The 18199-nt window shown below is 51.9% G+C and carries 13 protein-coding genes; 7 read left to right on the top strand and 6 right to left on the bottom strand.

Translation table 11 applies throughout. The features are described from left to right. Positions 1-36: 36 nt before the first annotated feature. Entirely contained in the window at positions 37-474 is a 438-nt protein-coding gene (locus ACYU87_RS16405) for a nuclear transport factor 2 family protein (protein WP_461135162.1), read from the bottom strand. Positions 475-643: 169 nt separating this feature from the next. Beyond that, on the bottom strand, positions 644-3001 hold the full coding sequence (pbpC, locus tag ACYU87_RS16400; protein WP_461135161.1) for a penicillin-binding protein 1C: 2358 nt from the start codon (positions 2999-3001) through the stop codon (positions 644-646). 84 nt (positions 3002-3085) lie between these two features. On the opposite strand from pbpC, the gene ACYU87_RS16395 reads away from it, so the two are divergent. Next, on the top strand, positions 3086-4480 hold the full coding sequence (locus ACYU87_RS16395) for an MBL fold metallo-hydrolase RNA specificity domain-containing protein (RefSeq protein WP_461135160.1): 1395 nt from the start codon (positions 3086-3088) through the stop codon (positions 4478-4480). A 101-nt stretch (positions 4481-4581) separates the two neighbouring features. Here the strand turns inward: ACYU87_RS16395 and ACYU87_RS16390 are convergent, their stop codons facing one another. Next, the gene (locus ACYU87_RS16390) at positions 4582-4785 is read right to left on the bottom strand and encodes a hypothetical protein (protein ID WP_046578814.1); all 204 of its coding nucleotides are present in this window, start codon (positions 4783-4785) and stop codon (positions 4582-4584) included. Between the two features lie 121 nt (positions 4786-4906). On the opposite strand from ACYU87_RS16390, the gene ACYU87_RS16385 reads away from it, so the two are divergent. The 3 genes from ACYU87_RS16385 (at position 4907) to ACYU87_RS16375 (ending at position 7927) form a co-directional block, all read left to right on the top strand. Further along, positions 4907-6358 carry a BatD family protein gene (locus ACYU87_RS16385; protein WP_461135159.1) on the top strand — a complete coding sequence of 484 codons (1452 nt, stop codon included), beginning with the start codon at positions 4907-4909 and terminating at the stop codon, positions 6356-6358. Positions 6359-6435: 77 nt separating this feature from the next. After that, a complete protein-coding gene (gene aroC / locus ACYU87_RS16380) occupies positions 6436-7515 on the top strand; it encodes a chorismate synthase (protein WP_461135158.1) in 1080 nt (359 codons plus the stop codon). Between the two features lie 52 nt (positions 7516-7567). Continuing rightward, entirely contained in the window at positions 7568-7927 is a 360-nt protein-coding gene (locus tag ACYU87_RS16375; protein ID WP_461135157.1) for a hypothetical protein, read from the top strand. A 232-nt stretch (positions 7928-8159) separates the two neighbouring features. On the opposite strand, the gene ACYU87_RS16370 is transcribed toward ACYU87_RS16375, so the two are convergent. After that, positions 8160-8363: a hypothetical protein gene (locus ACYU87_RS16370; protein ID WP_461135156.1), complete on the bottom strand. Its 204-nt coding sequence runs from the start codon at positions 8361-8363 to the stop codon at positions 8160-8162. A gap of 17 nt (positions 8364-8380) precedes the next feature. Between ACYU87_RS16370 and ACYU87_RS16365 the strand changes: the two genes are divergently transcribed. Continuing rightward, entirely contained in the window at positions 8381-9415 is a 1035-nt protein-coding gene (locus ACYU87_RS16365) for an FAD:protein FMN transferase (protein ID WP_461135155.1), read from the top strand. A 31-nt stretch (positions 9416-9446) separates the two neighbouring features. Here the strand turns inward: ACYU87_RS16365 and ACYU87_RS16360 are convergent, their stop codons facing one another. Further along, complete coding sequence (locus tag ACYU87_RS16360; protein WP_461135154.1) at positions 9447-10802, bottom strand: Gfo/Idh/MocA family oxidoreductase; 1356 nt, start codon at positions 10800-10802, stop codon at positions 9447-9449. 215 nt (positions 10803-11017) lie between these two features. On the opposite strand from ACYU87_RS16360, the gene ACYU87_RS16355 reads away from it, so the two are divergent. Both ACYU87_RS16355 and ACYU87_RS16350 read left to right on the top strand, forming a co-directional pair. Then, entirely contained in the window at positions 11018-14035 is a 3018-nt protein-coding gene (locus ACYU87_RS16355; protein WP_461135153.1) for a TonB-dependent receptor, read from the top strand. 150 nt (positions 14036-14185) lie between these two features. Beyond that, entirely contained in the window at positions 14186-15559 is a 1374-nt protein-coding gene (locus tag ACYU87_RS16350) for an APC family permease (protein ID WP_461135152.1), read from the top strand. Positions 15560-15594: 35 nt separating this feature from the next. On the opposite strand, the gene ACYU87_RS16345 is transcribed toward ACYU87_RS16350, so the two are convergent. Continuing rightward, positions 15595-18168: a GEVED domain-containing protein gene (locus ACYU87_RS16345; RefSeq protein ID WP_461135151.1), complete on the bottom strand. Its 2574-nt coding sequence runs from the start codon at positions 18166-18168 to the stop codon at positions 15595-15597. Positions 18169-18199: the final 31 nt, after the last annotated feature.

The raw sequence follows: 18199 nt of genomic DNA, 5'->3' as shown, positions 1-18199 counted from the left end.
TGAGTGGATCGCCTGACAGAATGTCATTTGTTGTTTCTACCGTGTGGGCGTAAACTGCACATTAACGATCTTCCAGATGCCCGCCTGTTTAGCGCTCACGATCGAAAACGTAACGGTGTCGTCGTAGGCTTGCCCCTGGATAGTGCCCTTCGCCTGCCAGCTGCCCGTCATAACCGCTGAGTCGTCGTTGTACAGGCGCGTCACTTCATCCGAAACGAGACTTGTTGTAATGGAAAATGTCCCATTACCCAGTCCCTCCATTAGTGCCTCACCCTCAATGGACTGCCCGTCGAAACTGATCACATCCAGATCGCTGGAGATCAAGCGTTCCAGCGCTTTACCATCCTCATCGAGCAGGGCTTTGAAAAACGCATTTCCCAGGGCAGTAGGGTCCTGTGGTGGTGTCGTTGCCGGTTGAGCAAAACCGGTTGCTGTAAAGAAAAGGGTAATGAGCAAAGCGAAAGTGTGCCGCATGGGTTGGTTAATTTTTCTGGGGAAAAGTGAAAAGAAATCAGGGTAAAGCCAAATCAATACAGGACTTTCGAGAAATCAGCTACTAGCCGTACTCCGGTTTCTATGTGGCGCTCAACTAAACCATGAAACGGCTAGTAGCTGATTTCTCGAAAGTTTTGTCAACACATGATCACTCATTTCTGATAATTACGCGAATATCACGGCTTTGGCCCTTGTCGTCAGCGCAGGAAACCTTCAATAGTCCCGGTCGTGGTTTGAAAAATACGGCTTCCGTTGGCTTAGCCCGGCGGTAGAGTTTATCGTTCAGGTACCAAAATACGGTTTGCACATCGGCAGGCGTCTGACAGGCCAGTTCTAACTCCGTCTGTTGTTTCGACTTGATGAAGTACTCGCTTTTATCGTTCAAACTGGTAATAAGCGGCCCCGCCCGGTTAGTCTCCTGGCTGCCAAATACGCGCTCGCAGGCCGGATTGTGGGGCGGAATAGCATCAATGGGAATACTATGGCTTTGGTAAAACGCCCTGATCTCGGGCGATACGTTCGGGTAATCCCGACGAACCGCGCCGGAGTCGGGCCTGCAATGCGCGCAGTAGGAAATAGTCCTGGCTTCGTTGGTGAAAACGGCTTTCCGGTGCTGGCATCGCCGGTATCGGGAAATGCCCATGATGCAATAATCGATTACCGGATTAGCACAAAATTCACCCGGAACGTCGCCCGATTCGGGGCAGATAAGTCGGTTGCTGAGTTTCGTGGCCGTTTTAGGAACCTTGAACCAGCCCGTCGGTGAATTGTAATCCAGCACGTTGAACAGCTGAAACAACAGGGGCGTTGCTGTGTTGGCCCCGCTCAATTCGGCCACCCCCACGCCCGAAAAATTGCCAACCCAGACCCCAATGGTATACCGTTGATTGTACCCGATGCTCCACGCGTCACGCCGACCGTATGAGGTTCCGGTTTTCCAGGCAATACGTGGTAGGTGATAGCTATTATCAAAATTGTTGGGCAGATCCGGCCGGGTAATCTGGGTAAGCGTATGCGTGACAAGGTAGGCAGCCTCGGGCGTGAGCAGATGAGCCGGGTCGGTCGGGTGTTTCGATAAGGTGAGCGCCAGCGGACTCATGCGCCCTCCGTTGGCCAGGCCCGTGTACAATCGGGTCATCTCTTCCAGCGTAACCCCGCACCCACCCAGAATCATGGATAGACCCAGTGTCTTGGCCTGTTTCCGGATGGCCGAGAAACCCGCTTTTCGAAGCGTTGAAACGAGCGTCGGGGTACCTAGTTCGTTCAGTAACGCAACTGCCGGAATGTTGAGGGAATTGGCCAGCGCAAATTCTGCCGTGACGGGACCATTGAAATGCCGGTCGTAATTGTCCGGTTCGTAGCCGCCGAAGTTGGTGGGCACATCAGCTAGTTTAGTCTTTGGTGTGACAATCCCGGCATCGAACGCCAGTCCGTATAACAGGGGTTTAAGTGCACTTCCCGGCGACCGGACTGCCCGGACCCCATCGACCTGCCCACCGTCGACAGTGTTGCTGAAATCGGCCGAGCCAACGTAAGCAACAACCTCGCTGGACTGATTATCCACAACCAGCACGGCCGAATTGTAGATAGCATAAGCACGAATCCGGTTGGCATATTGCTGCACCAGCCGATCTGCCGTTGACTGTATCGCTGGTGCCAGGGACGACTGAATGATGGGAGCGTCGGGGTTAGCGAGCCGGAGCCGACGCGACAGGTGCGGGGCCAGTTGGGGCGCTTCCCGCCGGTAGGCCACGAGTGGTTCGTTCAGCGCATCGTTGATGGTAGTCTCGTTGAACAGGTGGCTCTTCCGGAATCGGGCAAGCCAGCGGTTGCGCTCCTGCACAACGAGCGCATTGTGTGTACCCAGCCGCAAACTCGAGGGCCGGTTTGGAATAATGGTCAGCGTTGTCAGTTCGGCCAGGCTTAATAAGGTCGGCGATTTACCAAAATACAGGAGCGAAGCGGACTTGAGCCCTTCGATATTACCGCCGTAGGGAATCAGATTCAGGTACAGCTGCAAAATCTCTTCTTTCGAGAAATGAAGTTCGAGTTGCAGGGCCCGAAACAGTTCGATGAGCTTGCTGGAATAGGTTCGTTCGCGTGGTTCGAGCAAGCGAACGGTTTGCATGGTGATGGTCGATGCGCCCGACGTTCGTCGTCCGGTTAACAGGTTCCGGGCAGCCGCGCGAACCATCGCGACGGGATTAAAACCTGGATGGTACCAGAAATATTTGTCTTCCTTGAACAGAATGGCGTCGCGGAGAGCGGTTGTAATCTCGTTTAGCTCGGCATACATCCGCCACTTGTCGTCTCGGCTCAGAAAGGCGTGCAGAATAGACCCATCCCGGGCGGTAACCAGGGTTGAATAAGGAACACGACTGCGAAGAGGAAAGAAAAAATCCAGGCCGAAAAAAATCAATAGAGCCACAAGAAGGGTTTTCACCAGACGGTATTGCCAAAACCGCTTGATGATACCGCCTATAGTTCTCAATATTGACCTGAACATCGTGATAAAGGGTATCGCTTCTCGTTATCCGTTGGTTTCAGAGAAGAATGCCTGCACTCCTTGACCAACGAAACCTTACGTAACATGACCATTCAATTTTTTGGTGCCGCCCGAACGGTAACGGGTAGCAAGCACCTGATTACCACCCCCAGCGGTATACAAATTCTGCTCGATTGCGGGCTGTTCCAGGGTATTGATACCGACGAGCTTAACCAGCAGTTCGGCTTTGATCCGGCGCAGGTCGACTACATGGTGCTTTCGCACGCGCACATCGACCATACCGGACTGATTCCCCGGCTGGTCCGGCAGGGGTTTCAGGGGCCAATTTACACGACTTCGTCCACAATTGATCTGTGCGAGGTAATGCTCATGGACAGTGCCCGGATTCAGGAGCGCGATCTGGAACGGGTCAACCAGCGACGTACCCGCCGGGGCCAGGCCGACATTGAGCCCCTCTATGATGAAAAAGATGTCCAGCAGGCCCTCGACCAAATGCAGGCCGTTGCCTATGGCCAGCCTTTTGTCATTTGCGATGGTGTGACGGCCTTATTGACCGATGCGGGCCACCTGCTCGGGAGTGCGTCGGTAAGTCTGACAATTCGGGAAGGGGAGGTCGAAAAAAAACTATTTTTTAGTGGCGATATTGGTCGTCCTGACGACAAAATTCTGAGATCACCCCAACCGTTTCCCCAGGCCGACTACATCATCTGCGAATCGACCTACGGCGACCGGCTCCACGAAGCTGAACCCGATATGAAAGCGCATTTATTGCGTATTGTCCAGCAAACCTGCGTTGACGGGCGGGGCAAACTCATTATTCCGGCTTTCGCCGTTGACCGGACTCAGGAGTTGATTTACGCACTCGATCAACTATCGAGCGAAGGGCGTTTGCCACGACTGCCTGTTTATATCGACAGCCCGATGTCGGTAAAGGCTACGGACGTCATGCGCGATCATGAGGAGGATTTCAACCCCGATATTCTGGCTTACATCAAGAAAGACGGTGATGCTTTTCAGTTTCCCAACCTGCACTACGTCACCGACGTGGAAGAATCGAAGGCCATCAATGACCTAAAGGAACCCTGCATCATCATTGCCCCGTCGGGTATGGCCGAAGCGGGCCGGATCAAGCACCATATCAAAAATAATATCAGCAAAGCCAACACAACTATTTTGCTCGTTGGGTATGCTTCTCCTAACAGCTTGGGCGGTGCCCTGAAACGGGGCGACAAAGAGGTAACTATATTCGGTGAGCGGTACGCGGTTGTAGCCCAGGTTGCCGTTATGGACTCTTTTTCGGCCCACGCTGACTACCGGGAGATGCTTCATTTCCTGAGTTGTCAGGATGCGGCCCACGTTAAGTCCCTATTTCTTGTGCATGGTGAGTATGAGAAGCAATTGATCTGGAAACAGCATTTGCAGGCGGCTGGATTTGAACACATCGAGATCCCGGAAATGGGCCACAAAGTGACACTATAGTCTGTAGCCGTGAGCGGCACGAAACGGATAAATCTTGCTAAAACACAAAACCCCCGGCTTATAAGCCGGGGGTTTTGTGTCAGCGAAAACGGCTACCACCGTCAGGTGAACCTTACCCGGGCGAAGCGACGATTTAAGACCGCGCGGTACATTTTACCAAACTGGACATAACACCAGCGTTTAAGTTGCTTTACCTCTTTAGGAATGAGCATTTTAATGGCTTTAGCCAGCTCTTTGTCGAAAAGATTTTTATCAAAACTTACCTTCTGAAGGATTGTCTTGATATACTCAAGCATGGAAAGCATAGGGCAACATATTTTCGGTTGAAGAAGCTAGGATATGTGAGAGAGGTTGGACAGTTCGTTCTTATCTTTGGTACCTTTATCCGTAACGGCTGATTTCATACATTGTTGCTTAAAATTAGTAATGTTTCTTGTAATATTCCGAAAAGTTGTTGTATTATTTTTTTGTTTCCTTTTCTCGGGATATGGGCAAACTATTGATAATCTGTCCTCTATCGAATTAGGGGCAACAACTTTTCCGATTGAACGGCCCTTCACCATTTCGCTCATCATTCCAAACAGCGAAACTCGTGCCACAGTTGCTTTTCCGGACATTAATGGTTTCGTTAAACGAGGTACCTCAACCAGTGTCACACCGATCGAAGTAGGTGGCAAAACGCTTACCAGTCAGATTATTACGCAGAATTACCAGGCTAAAGCACCCGGTCGCTTTCGGCTCGCGCCCTTTGTAATTGTGATAAACGGCGAAACCGTGCGTTCGGAAGGGGCGGCCCTTGTTGTTCAGCCGTCAGCAAGTTTGTCAGTACCGGGTAGCGCAACCCTCAGTACGGTTGAGTTGGTACCCGAAGGAGCGGCATTTTTGTCACTTCGGGCGTCCCGACAAACCATTTACACCGGCGAAGAAGTGGGGTTGACTTTATCGTTTTTTGTGGCCGATAATTATCCGTATGAACTTAGTTTTCAGTCGCTCGATAAACAGCTGCAGGCAATCGTTAAAAAAATTCGTCCAGCCAATTCCTGGGAGGAAAACGTTCCCATTAATGACCTGACACCGATCCCGGTCAGTATCCGCAAAAAGAAGTTCAGGGAGTATCGGATTTTTCAATCCGTTTTCTTTCCATTGTCCAATCAGTCGATACGCCTTCCAGCCGTATCGCTTCAGGTAAATCGCCGGCCAGTTATCGGACCACCGGCCTCCCAGCCCGAAACGGCCGTGTTCACCAGTCGACCGTTGGCAATTGGCGTCAAAGCGCTGCCCATTCACCCATTGCGGGGTCGCGTACCGGTCGGAACATTTCGACTGGAGGAAGCTCTGGAGCGCCAGTACGTTGTTGCCGGCAAGAGCGTGCGATACACGTTTTCTATTTCCGGGAAGGGTAATATTGCTACATTGCCAGCGCCCGGATTACTCGCCGGACAATCCGAAATAGATGTCTTTCCCCCCGAAGCCAGGCATACGATTACGCACGGTGGCAATGAGGTAACCGGTCGAAAAACGTTTACGTATTACATTGTTCCGCACCAAAATGGACTGGTTTCGTTGGCGAATTACGTGCAATGGGTTTACTTCGATCCGCAAAGGGCTCTCTACGACACGCTTCGGCCACAGCTCCAGCTTCAGGTTGGCGGAAACGGGGCGGGCGTTCTCACCAACACGAACATAGCCAGCAGTTCGGTTGTCACAAACGGTGAAACGGTACCTGGTGCACCGGTAGTCAATTCAATTTACGCCGGTGTCGAAGGCATGGACAGTACTCGCCAGCCGGTCAGTATTCCGGTGCTTATCCGGTCCATGGCCAATGTGCTGATTCTGGTTATGTTGCTGGGGATGGTTTTTGTCCTCGTTCGAAAATAGCATTAAGAAATAAATTCAGCGGAAAGGCGCATTGTCTTTTGGCGACTAATCGGGGATGATGCCCCAAAACAGGTAGCATGAGTAGTACATACGGAACGGTATTTAAGATTTCTACATTCGGCGAATCGCACGGGTCCGCCATTGGTGTTGTCATTGATGGGTGCCCGGCGGGGCTGGCGTTTGACACTGATTTTATTCAGCATGAATTAGACCGGCGGAAACCTGGTCAGTCGCGGATTACGACCCAACGGCGCGAAGCCGACGAGTTCGAAGTGCTATCCGGCGTTTTCGAGGGCCATACGCAGGGAACTCCCATTGCGCTAGTTATTCGGAATACCGATCAGCGGAGTAAAGATTATGGGCATATATCGGAGCAGTTCCGGCCTTCTCACGCTGATTATACCTATCAAACCAAATACGGATCACGGGATTATAGAGGGGGCGGCCGTTCGTCGGCGCGTGAAACCGCGGCCCGCGTGGCAGCGGGTGCAATTGCCAAATTATTGCTCGGCCAGGTAGGTATCCAGATTACTGCGTACGTTTCGCAGGTGGGCAAGCTGAAACTTGACAAGGCTTATTCGGAACTCAACCTGGCGCTGGCCGAAGAAAATGCCGTGCGCTGCCCCGATCCCGAAACGGCCGAGCAGATGTTTCAGTACATTGATGGTATCCGTAAACAGGGCGACTCCGTTGGCGGCATTGTCGATTGTGTCGTTACGGGCCTGCCCGCCGGGCTGGGCGAACCCGTGTTTGATAAACTCCATGCTGAACTCGGCAAAGCGATGCTTAGTATCAACGCGGTAAAAGGCTTCGAATATGGAAGCGGGTTCGCTGGCGTGGAGCAGCTTGGATCCGAACACAACGACGAGTTTTATACCGACGACAATGGTCGGGTTCGCACAAAAACAAATCAGTCGGGGGGTATTCAGGGGGGCATCAGTAACGGCGAGGATGTTTATTTTCGAACGGCTTTCAAACCCGTTGCCACGATTATGCAGGATCAGGACAGCGTCGATGTAAACGGACAGCCTGTCACGGTGTCGGGTAAAGGTCGGCATGATCCCTGCGTAGTTCCTCGTGCCGTTCCTATCGTCGAAGCGATGGCTGCTTTAGTGCTGATCGACATGTATTTGCGGAACAAAGCGGCTAAATTGTAAACGACCTTATCTAGTCAAAATTGGTATCTTTGATTAACCAGTGATGCTCGACATGGAAACAACAGCAACGCCTTCCCGTAGAAAACGTCCATTAGCTCCGCAAACAGTTGCCGAGTTTGAGAAGCGGCTTGCGCGAAAAAAAACCGACGCGAACTACGAGTTTGTCCGGGGGCGTATTATCAAAAAGTCCCCCACGAAACAGGAAGAGTTATTTATTGCTCGATTTTTGATGCGGGCATTTGCTAAAACGCAGTTGTACAAGAATGGAGCGGAAATGTTGTCGGAAGGCGATGCTTATGTAGATACATTTCGAAAACGTATTCCTGATCTGGCGATTTTTACAGACGAACAAATTCGGGAGGCTAAAACAGGTAAACGGTTTATGCCACCGTTCAACTGGTCTGGTATATAGCGCCGAAGCAACAGAAGATATACGCCTACACCTCGCCCGACGATATTAAGGTTTATAAGGGCCAGGATGTATGTTCGGCCTCACCCGTTGTGCCGGACTTTCAGTTTGTTATTCAGGATCTATTTCAATCCTAGCCATTTTATAGAACGCTGATTTTTATGATTAGTAAGAGTCGTTATGATCTCCAGGCCTTAAATCATAATTACTCTTACTAATCATAAAAATCAGCGTTCTATTTCTTCTTGAAAACAGCCTGCATGATAGCGAACCCCAGAAACGCGAAGCCGATAGCCTGAGCGGAAATGCCAACCGTCAATAGCGTACCGGTTGCCGCCCACTGATGGCTTTTGCCGTAAGCGCCCGCCAGTGTCAGGGCAAGGCCTGAAAGCCAGAAACCGGCGGCCAGCAGGATAAATTTATTTTTAATCGTAACCATTGGTTGGTCAATTCTGGATGGTTGCCCACTACCTTATGTTGAGTGCCCGTTTGCCTTTTTGCTATCTGATCGCCTTACTTTTTGCGGTCAGCCTACTGCCGGGACTAGTCACTGCACAACCCGATATGGCTCGTTTTTCGTTCCGCCGGGGGCTGATGGGTACGCAGTTCAATGTCATTTTTTACGCGTCCGATAGCCTGATCGCTCAGCGGGCCAATGCGGCTGTGAATGTTCGCATGGATTCGCTCAACCAGATTATGAGCGATTACCTGGACGGTTCCGAAATAAACGAGCTGTCCAAAACGGCGGGCTCGGGAAAGTGGGTGCCTGTGTCGGCCGATTTGTTTGCTGTTCTACAGAAAGCAAAAACGATTGCCAGTCGCTCAAACGGCCGTTTCGATCCAACCCTTGGCCCATTGACTCTACTGTGGCGTCGGGCCGTTCGGCGAAAGGAGTTTCCAACGGATCGTGAACGACAACGGGCCCGGCGAGCCGTTGGCTATCAATTCATGGACCTTGACCGTACCACTCGTTCCGTCCGGTTACGCCGAACGGGTATGCGGCTGGATGTGGGGGGCATCGGGCAGGGCTATGCGATAGACGAAGCCCGGAAGCGATTCGCTGAATTTGGGATCAACGCTGCTCTGATTGATATCGGGGGCGATATTCTAGTCAGCGATGCGCCCCCGGGCAAGCAGGGATGGCGGGTGAGTATTCATTTCGGTGGCGCAACCGATGCCGATACCACGACGATTCTCCTGAAAAATGCGGCTATTACAACCTCCGGCGATACCTATCGTTATCTGGAATACAAAGGTCGACGGTACTCGCATATCATGAACCCGCGCTCGGGGCTGGGACTTCGGCATTTTGTACAGGCCACGGTGCTGGCACCCGACGGTTACCGGGCGGATGCCCTGACGAAAGTATTCAGCGTAGCAGGCCTTCGCAAAAGCCGCCGACTGGTAAAGCGTTTTCCGGGTGTCCGGCTGTTGATTCTGGAAAATAGACGAGGCCGATTGCACAAATGGCAATCGGCCCCGTTTTACTGATTTTCATCATCTGATCTTTCGCGAAGGCGGATTATACCGTTACCGTTTTTCCTGGTACGGCAATCGGGTATAACCCATTGGCGTCGGGCAGGCTTTTGGGCATAGCGTCCCAGGCAAGCTTGTCGGGGAAGAGGTCAATCTGCGAATTCAAGGCTTCATCCCACTTGACAACTTTACCGGAATACGTAGCCATACGGCCCATAATGGCAGTCATTGTACTCTTGGCTACCCGCTCGGCGTCGGCAAACTTATACTGACCTTTTGCAATGGCGTCGAACAGCTCGTCGTGCTCAATTTGGTACGGGTTACCGTCGTTTTTGGCGTTGTGGCTGTAGATAGGCTGACCGTTGTAACCCAGCAGCGCACTGGTTCTTTTCTCCATGCCCTCTACTTTACCTTTAGTGCCCAGGAACATTTCATCTACCCGGCTATACGTGCCTTCGTAGTGGCGGCATTGGCTGTTTATGGTCGTACCATCGGCGTATACGAAGTCAACGATGTGATGATCGAAAATCTCGCCGTAATCTTTGCCCGTCCGTACCTGCCGCCCACCCGTTCCCTGACAGGAAACCGGATAGCTATTTTTTACCCAGTTGGCCACATCGATATTGTGAACGTGCTGCTCATTGATGTGGTCACCGCAGAGCCAGTTAAAGTAGTACCAGTTTCGCATCTGGTAATCCATCTCGCTTTGGTTGGGTTTGCGCGGTTTTTGCCAAACGCCACCGCTGATCCAGTACACCTGACCACCAACAATATCGCCCAGTGCACCGTCGTGAATACGCTTGATCATTTCGCGGTAGCTTGGCTGGTAGCGCCGTTGCAGCCCAACGACTACATTCAGTTTTTTCTTTTTGGCTTCTTCCGCAGCCGCCAAAACCCGCCGAACGCCCGGTGCATCGGTGGCTACGGGCTTCTCCATAAACACCTGTTTATTCTGGCGGACGGCCTCTTCGAAATGACTGGGGCGGAAGCCCGGCGGAGTCGCCAGAATAACAACGTCGGCCAGAGCAATTGCCTGCTTATAGGCATCGAACCCGACGAACTTATGATCTTCCGGTATATCCACTTTCGGCGAACCATCGGCTGCTTTCAGTCCCCGTTCCGTTAAGGCCTTGTACGCATCGTCCAGCCGATCACGAAAGGCATCTGCCAGCGCCACTATTTTAACATTCTGCTTCGTATTCAAGGCCTGTTGAGCGGCTCCCGTACCACGACCACCGCACCCGATCAGGGCTACTTTTATCGTGTCGTTTACCGAGAAATGATAACCCGGGTTACCAGCCGCTTTAGTCTGAAAAGGCAGGCCACCCAACAAGGCACTTCCCGTTAAGAGGCCAGATGCCTTGAGGAAGTCCCGGCGTGCCTGGTTCGATTCATGTGTCATATGCAGAATAAATTTCGGTTGAGAGAGTTGTTTACTACTAAAGCTAAGGCGGTTAGAAATTTACTAGCCATCGGGCTGTATGAAACACACAGGCTACGAAAGAAGATTTTGGAATTTATTAATTGCAAGAAAAGTTTGCACGAAATGGAGACTTATCCGTATGTTAGCGTCTACGACAAATTCGTAAACAACCTTCTATTTTTTACTTTACGCTTATGGGAAGAACTACTACTTATTTGCTATTGCTTCTTGGTTTGCTTGGCATATCCAGCATCAATGCCATGGCCCAAACCAGAATTGCCGGAAAAGTAACGGATGATGCGAAAAAAGAAGAACTAGCCGGTATTAGTATTGCGGTCAAAGGCAAAGTTATCGGCACCATCACGGATCAGAAAGGTAATTTTTCGCTGACGACAACGACCCCAACGCCTTTCACCATTGCCATTTCGGCCGTCGGTTTCCAGCCACAGGAGTTTGTTATTACCGGTAACCGAACCGATCTGAACGTAAGTTTAACAGAGCAGGTAACTATTGGGCAGGAGGTTGTCGTTTCGGCATCGCGGGTGGAAGAGAGCGTCCTAAAATCGCCGGTGTCCGTTGAGCGGTTGGATATCCGCACGTTTCAGTCTACGCCAGCCGCAACTTTTTACGACGCGTTGCAAAACATCAAAGGCGTGGACATGAGCACGCAAAGCCTTACGTTCAAGTCGGTCAACGTTCGCGGGTTTGGCTCGAACGGGAATACTCGGGTGGTGCAGTTGCTCGATGGCATGGATAACCAGGCTCCCGGGCTCAACTTTTCGGTGGGTAACATTGCCGGGGTGTCGGAGCTGGATCTGGAAAGTGTCGAACTTCTGCCGGGGGCGGCTTCCGCACTTTATGGCCCGAATGCCATTAACGGCCTGTTGTTGATGAACTCGAAAAGCCCGTTTCTGTATCAGGGGTTGAGTGCCTACGTGAAGGGGGGCGTTATGAATGCCAGCAATCGGTCGACGGCAACGACGCCCTTCTACGATGCCGCTTTCCGCTATGCCAAGGCTTTCAATAACAAACTGGCCATTAAAGTCGGCGTTTCATACCTGACGGCAAAAGACTGGCAGGCAACCGATTATCGGGATCAGAGTTTCTCGAACGGCTACAACCTTGACAGCGGTACACGCACCAACAACCCCGGCTATGATGGGGTAAATATTTACGGTGATGCCAGCGCTAACCTCTACTCTAATTTATTTGGTAACGGCCAGCCGGGTACCGGAGCCAGTGGAACGTCTGCTTTCCTGGGGGCTATTGCCACTACCCAGATTCCGCAGGCGGGTAACCGAACACTCCCCCAGTTAACGGGTCTGACACCGCAGCAAATTTTCAATGCCATCATTCCGAACCTGAACATCTCACGGACGGGTTATCAAGAGAGCGATCTGGTCAATTATAACGCCACGAACCTCAAACTGAACGGCGCCTTGCATTATCGGCTGAACGACAATGTGGAGGCCATTATTCAGGCTAACTGGGGCACGGGTACAACCGTGTATACGGGTGCCGATCGCTATTACATCAAGGGCTTTAAGCTGGGTCAGTACAAGCTCGAATTACGGGGGTCCAACTTCTTTGTTCGGGCGTATACCACGCAGGAGCGTTCGGGCGATGCCTACGCCACGGCCATTCTAGGGCAGGGTATTAATGAATACTGGAGCGGTAGTGCGGCTACCTGGTTTCCCGCCTATTTTAGAAACTATGCTCAATCGGCTCTGGGAAGTTACGCGGGTGCATACCTAACCGCGCTCGGGTCGGGCCAGTCTCAAACTGCTGCTTTGTCGGCTGCGCAGACCTATGTAAACAGTCAGCAAACGACACTGTTAAATCAGGCTCGTGGCGTTGCCGATCAGGGACGGTTATTACCGGGCACGGCTGGTTTTCAGGAGGCTTTTGATGCGGTAACGGGCAAGCCGATTCCCGGCGATGCAAGGGGCGTTGGGGCTCGATTCCTGGATAAAACCAATCTGTATCACGGCGAGGTGATGTATAACTTCACGAAGCTGATTGACCCCAAAACGGTTGAATTAATCGTGGGTGGAAATGTTCGTCGGTATGCGCTGAATTCGGAAGGGACTTTGTTCGCCCGTGACGAAAATGGGAAAGAGTTCACCATCGATGAATTTGGGGCCTATGCGCAGGCGTCCAAAACGCTGGCCGATGTACTGAAATTAACCGGTTCGATTCGTTACGACAAAAACCAAAACTTCAAAGCACAGATAAGTCCCCGTTTTTCGGCCGTTCTGACGCTTGCTAAAATCCATAATTTCCGGGCGTCGTTTCAGCGGGGTTTCCGGATTCCAACCACCCAGGACCAGTATATCGATCTGAATACGCCCACCGCCCGGTTAATTGGTGGGCTACCGTTCCTGAAGGATAAGTATAATCTCAATACCAATCCGACGTATACCCTTCAGTCCGTGCAGGCGTTTGGTGCGGCTTTGCAACAGGGCGGAACAGCGGCTTTACCACAAGCCGTTTCCCTATTACAAAGAACGCCTAACCTGGGTTACGATCCGGAGCGCGTCGAAACGTATGAAGTTGGTTATAAGGGGCTGATCGGTAAAAAACTGTTCATTGATGCCTATTACTACTACAACCGTTTCCTGAATTTCCTGGGTAGCCAGATTGTTGTACAGGGGGCAACACCTGTCTCTGTAACGGACCTTACTTCGACGCTGCAGTTGATCAGCGGATCGACCCGTTCAGTGTATTCGTACCCGACCAATTCGCCAACCCAGCTGAAAAACGCGGGCTGGGCCGTTGGTGCCGAGTATGTGCTGCCCGGCAATTACACGGTTGGGGCTAATGTATCGTCGAACTACCTGATCGATCAGGATAAGATTCCGACGGGCTTCGTTACGTTCTTCAACACACCGAAGTATCGGTATAATCTGTCGTTCGGCAACCGGAACGTACGCGGTACGGGGTTCGGTTTCAATGTCGTGTACCGGCAGCAGGATTCGTTTCTGTGGGAGGGGAGTTTTGGCAATACCGAAGCAACGGCTCGCCAGCAGACAATTATTCCGTCGTACAGCACACTCGATGCGCAGGTCAGCAAAAAACTCACCAGCTTCAAGTCTATCCTCAAAGTGGGTGGTACCAACCTGACGGGCAAGCTGTATACCCAGGCCTGGGGAAATCCGAGCGTTGGTTCGATGTACTACATAAGCCTGACATTCGATCAGTTAATGAACTAGGCCGCATGCCAATCATTTTTCAGTGCCCCGCCTTCGATGAGAGCGGGGCACTTTTTGTTTGAGTCAACCAATTGCTATTCGAACTTTTAGCCTGCTTCTGGCCTTTTCCAACCAAGTCAGACTCCTTCCACAATTCAGGCCAGTACGCTATTGAGTAACGCTACCTCTCCAGATCAACCGTCCGATACTGCATCGGCTGCTTTGCCCCGCAATTTGACGCTCCTGCAAGGCACCGCGTTGAACATGATCGACATGGTCGGCATCGGCCCCTTTGTGGTGTTGCCGCTGGTCATTAAAACCCTGGGCGGTCCGCTTTTTATGTGGGCCTGGGTGCTGGGTGCATTTGTTTCGATGATCGATGCGTTTGTCTGGGCGGAACTGGGAGCCGCGTTTCCCCAGGCTGGCGGCAGCTACAACTTTCTGAAAATTTCTTACGGCGAACGGCGCTGGGGACGACTGTTATCTTTCCTGTATGTCTGGCAAACGCTCATTCAGGCTCCTCTGGTGATGGCATCCGGAGCCATTGGCTTTGCGCAGTACGCGTCTTATCTAATGCCCCTGGATGAGTGGCAGCGCAAAGGCGTTTCGGGAGCGGCCGTGCTGATTATCATTGCTTTACTATATAGGAAGATCGACTCCATTGGCAAAATAGGTCTGGTTATGTGGGGTGCTGTCCTTCTGACGCTTGGCTGGATCATCATCGGTGGATTGAGTAATGCCCGGATACCCCTGGCCGACACGTTTCAGTCAATCGGATCGGTGAGCGGTGGCGTACTGGCGGTCGGACTGGGGCAGGCGTCTGTAAAAACGATCTATTGCTACCTAGGCTATTACAATGTTTGTCACCTGGGCAGCGAGATTCAAAAGCCCACCCGGAATATTCCGGCCAGTATGTTTATTTCGATTGCCGGTATTGCGGCCCTGTATCTGCTCATGAACCTGAGCGTCGTGAGCGTGGTACCCTGGCAGATCGCCCAGAATAGCAACTTCATTGTCAGCACTTTCGTCGAGACGCTTTACGGTCCCGACGCGGCCAAACTCGCCACCGTTCTGGTCCTGCTCGTGGCTTTTTCCTCGCTTTTTGCCGTTCTGCTCGGCTACTCGCGCGTACCGTATGCGGCTGCGGTCGATGGGCAGTTTTTTAAAGTATTCGCCAAACTTCACCCAACCCGGCAGTTCCCGTACGTGTCGCTGCTTTTCCTGGGCGGACTGGGCTTCGTGTTCAGTCTGTTGTTCCGGCTGGGCGATGTTATAACGGCTATTCTGGCTATGCGGATTGTTATTCAGTTCGTTGGTCAGGCAGTTGGTTTAATGTTGCTCCACCGCCGACGAGCCGCTTCTGAGTTTCCCTTCCGAATGCCGCTTTACCCGCTCCCTGTGCTGCTGGTTATTGGCATCTGGTTGTTTATTTTCTTCTCGACTGGTCCCAAGTTCATGCTGTCGGGGATAACCGTGATCGGTCTGGGCATTGTGGCTTTTCTTATCTCGGCGGGTGTTCGGAAGCAATGGCCGTTCGAGAAATAATGGTTGCTTTTCAGCGTTGCTGCAATAGATCCTGGTCAGGGTAACCCCACGCGCAGATCTATCCAGGACACATCGTCTTCGCCATTGAGGTTATTGGCCGCTGGCGTTAGGGAGCCCGGTCGCGAATCTGGGTCAGCAACGTCCGATGACCAGATCTGAGCCAGATTGGTCGTGTATCCGGCAGACGTTGCCATAGCTGTAAAGACGAGTTGCGTACTGGCATTGGCCGCCAGCGAGGCAATTTTTCCTTCAACAATAACGTAGTTTCCGCCTGTACCTACCACATCGAAGCCTGGCGATGATCCGGTGGGAGTCAGTCCGCGCAGCGTATCACGAACAACAATATTGGTCGCGGTTAAACCACCTGCATTACGAATTGTGATGGTAAAAACTATCGGCTGGCCTCGGGCAGGTGTACGCTGATTGACGGTCATGGTCAGGGATAAATCCGCTTTGGCCGGATCGGGCGCGGGCTGACTGGATGAAACGGTGGGCAGAGGCACCTGATTCGGATTTGGTGAACTGTACACACTGCTGGCACTGGCTGAAGTACGACTATCGATAGATGCTGCGTCGTCCTGACCGTCGCCCGTACCTGATCCTGGCTGGCTATTCGGATCGGGCAAATTGCTGGTCATAATCTGAGCCGCATTCACGAAGGTACCCTCCTGCGTTGGTTGAAGCTGGTAAGCGAACGTAGCGGACTGGCCGTTTGCCAATGACAAATTACTGCTGCTGATGGCCGTGCCGGAGTCTACCACACTGGCATCGCCCCCGGTAAATTTCATATAAGCTGGTAGCTGATTTTGCCAGCTAATGCCCGTCGCGTCGTCAGGCCCGGCATTGTGTATGGTTAGTGAGTAACTAACCGGCTGATTGTTGACCAGTATTCGACTGTTGCTTTGCAGCGATAGGCTCAAGTCGGCCGAAGGAGAGACCGGACTAACCACATTCAAGGTGTAATCTTCAGCTTCGCCATAATAATATGTTCCGCAGGAGTTATCGGGCACAGAATTGTAAACAGTTACAGCCCGGATGGATAACGCACCCGCCGATAAGCTGGCTGGCAAAGAGATATCACCCGTAAATTGTCCAACAACGGTGTTGTTCGCTGATTGAAACAGCCGCTCTCCCTGACTGTCGTTGAAAAAACCATCTCGGTTCAGATCAGCCCAAATGGCTACGCCCTGGTTATAATTGTCATATAGGAAGTTGCCCGATACGGAAACTGACGTTCCGGCCAGAACGGTGGTCGATGTTGTGAAAGTCCCGTAGCCATCGAGTGAGCATCCGGAGTCCTGGCTTAATGGAGCGTTGTTTACCGACACCCTGGAAAAGCCTACTGGATAATCACAGGCATAGACAAACACCGGACGGCATACTGGCGCTTTGATACTTATTGTTTTGCTTATTCCCGTTGTTGAGTTCGACGGTTTGACCCGGTAATAGTAAGTTGCTGCCGTGATCATTTTGGTGTCAGCGAACGCAGTCACGTCGGGCCCGACGCCCCCAATCGGTAAGAAACCCGACGTGGGAGAGCTGGAACGTTCAATAAAATAACCCATCTCATTCGTGCCGTTATCTTCCCAGGTCAATACAATGCTGTTGTTATGGACGGAAGCCGCCAGATTGGTTGGTGCCGGTACCGTAGTTGACGGACAGTTCAGCGAATAAGCCGTGTGGGTTTGGCGTAAGGCCAGCGCTGCCTGCATCCGGTCATGTTGCCCTGCGGTGAAGTCATGTACGCAGGGGAAATAATAGGACATGATGTTCGATATAGATGGGCTGTAAGCCTGCCCGTTGGCATCGCGGGCCGTACTGTTTGGGTCGTATTGTGGACAGCCGTTGGCATACGTGAGATTGGCTCCTGAAATATTGTAAGGGTCGGCGGGTGTATCGCATACATAATCGCCTTCTGTGGTGCAGTTAGCCCCGGCGTCACGGGTCACCAGTTCGAGCGTGGTTCCTGAACCCAGTGTACCCGTTTCGGTACGCTGCCCGAACGTGTGAACAAGGTTGAAATTATGACCCAACTCATGCGGTATGAGCCGATTGCCCATGTCCTCTTCATTTCCAACCTCGTTCATGATGAATGAACGTGTTGAGAAAAGGTCGTTAGCCGGATAATAGGCGTAACCACCCGCACCCGATGCAAACGAGTTCACATAATACTGGTTCATGGCATTGGTCGCGTCGTGCCCCTGGGTCACGAGCGTTTCGTTGCTGAAACTATCGTATTCGGTGTCGTTGTCGACATAATCAGGCGTGGTTCCGCAGAAATAAAACTGTATTCCAAACCCATTCAGCAGGTAATAGCTGTTGGTAACCGCCATAACCTGGTTAAGGGTTGTCAGCGACATACCACCCGTACCGTCGCTTCGCCGGAGAATGTGCGGGCGAATAGGTACGTAAGTAATACGGGTAAACGCGGCATTGGATGATCTTTTGGCAGCCAGTGCCTTTGCGGCTTGCGCATTGATTTCTTTTCGTTGCTTTTCGGTTAAGTCAGAAATGGCGCAGCGTGGAAGATCGGGGTGAGGAATGCTCTGTGCAGAAAGAACGGTTGATAAAAATAGCCATATAGTTAATAGGTGTAGATATTTTCCCATAGAAACCTTTTAGTGGGAAAATATCTACAAA

The sequence above is a fragment of the Spirosoma lituiforme genome, from assembly GCF_054776635.1.
Note: the sequence above shows the minus strand (reverse complement) of the source record. Positions and strands in the feature narration are given on the sequence as shown.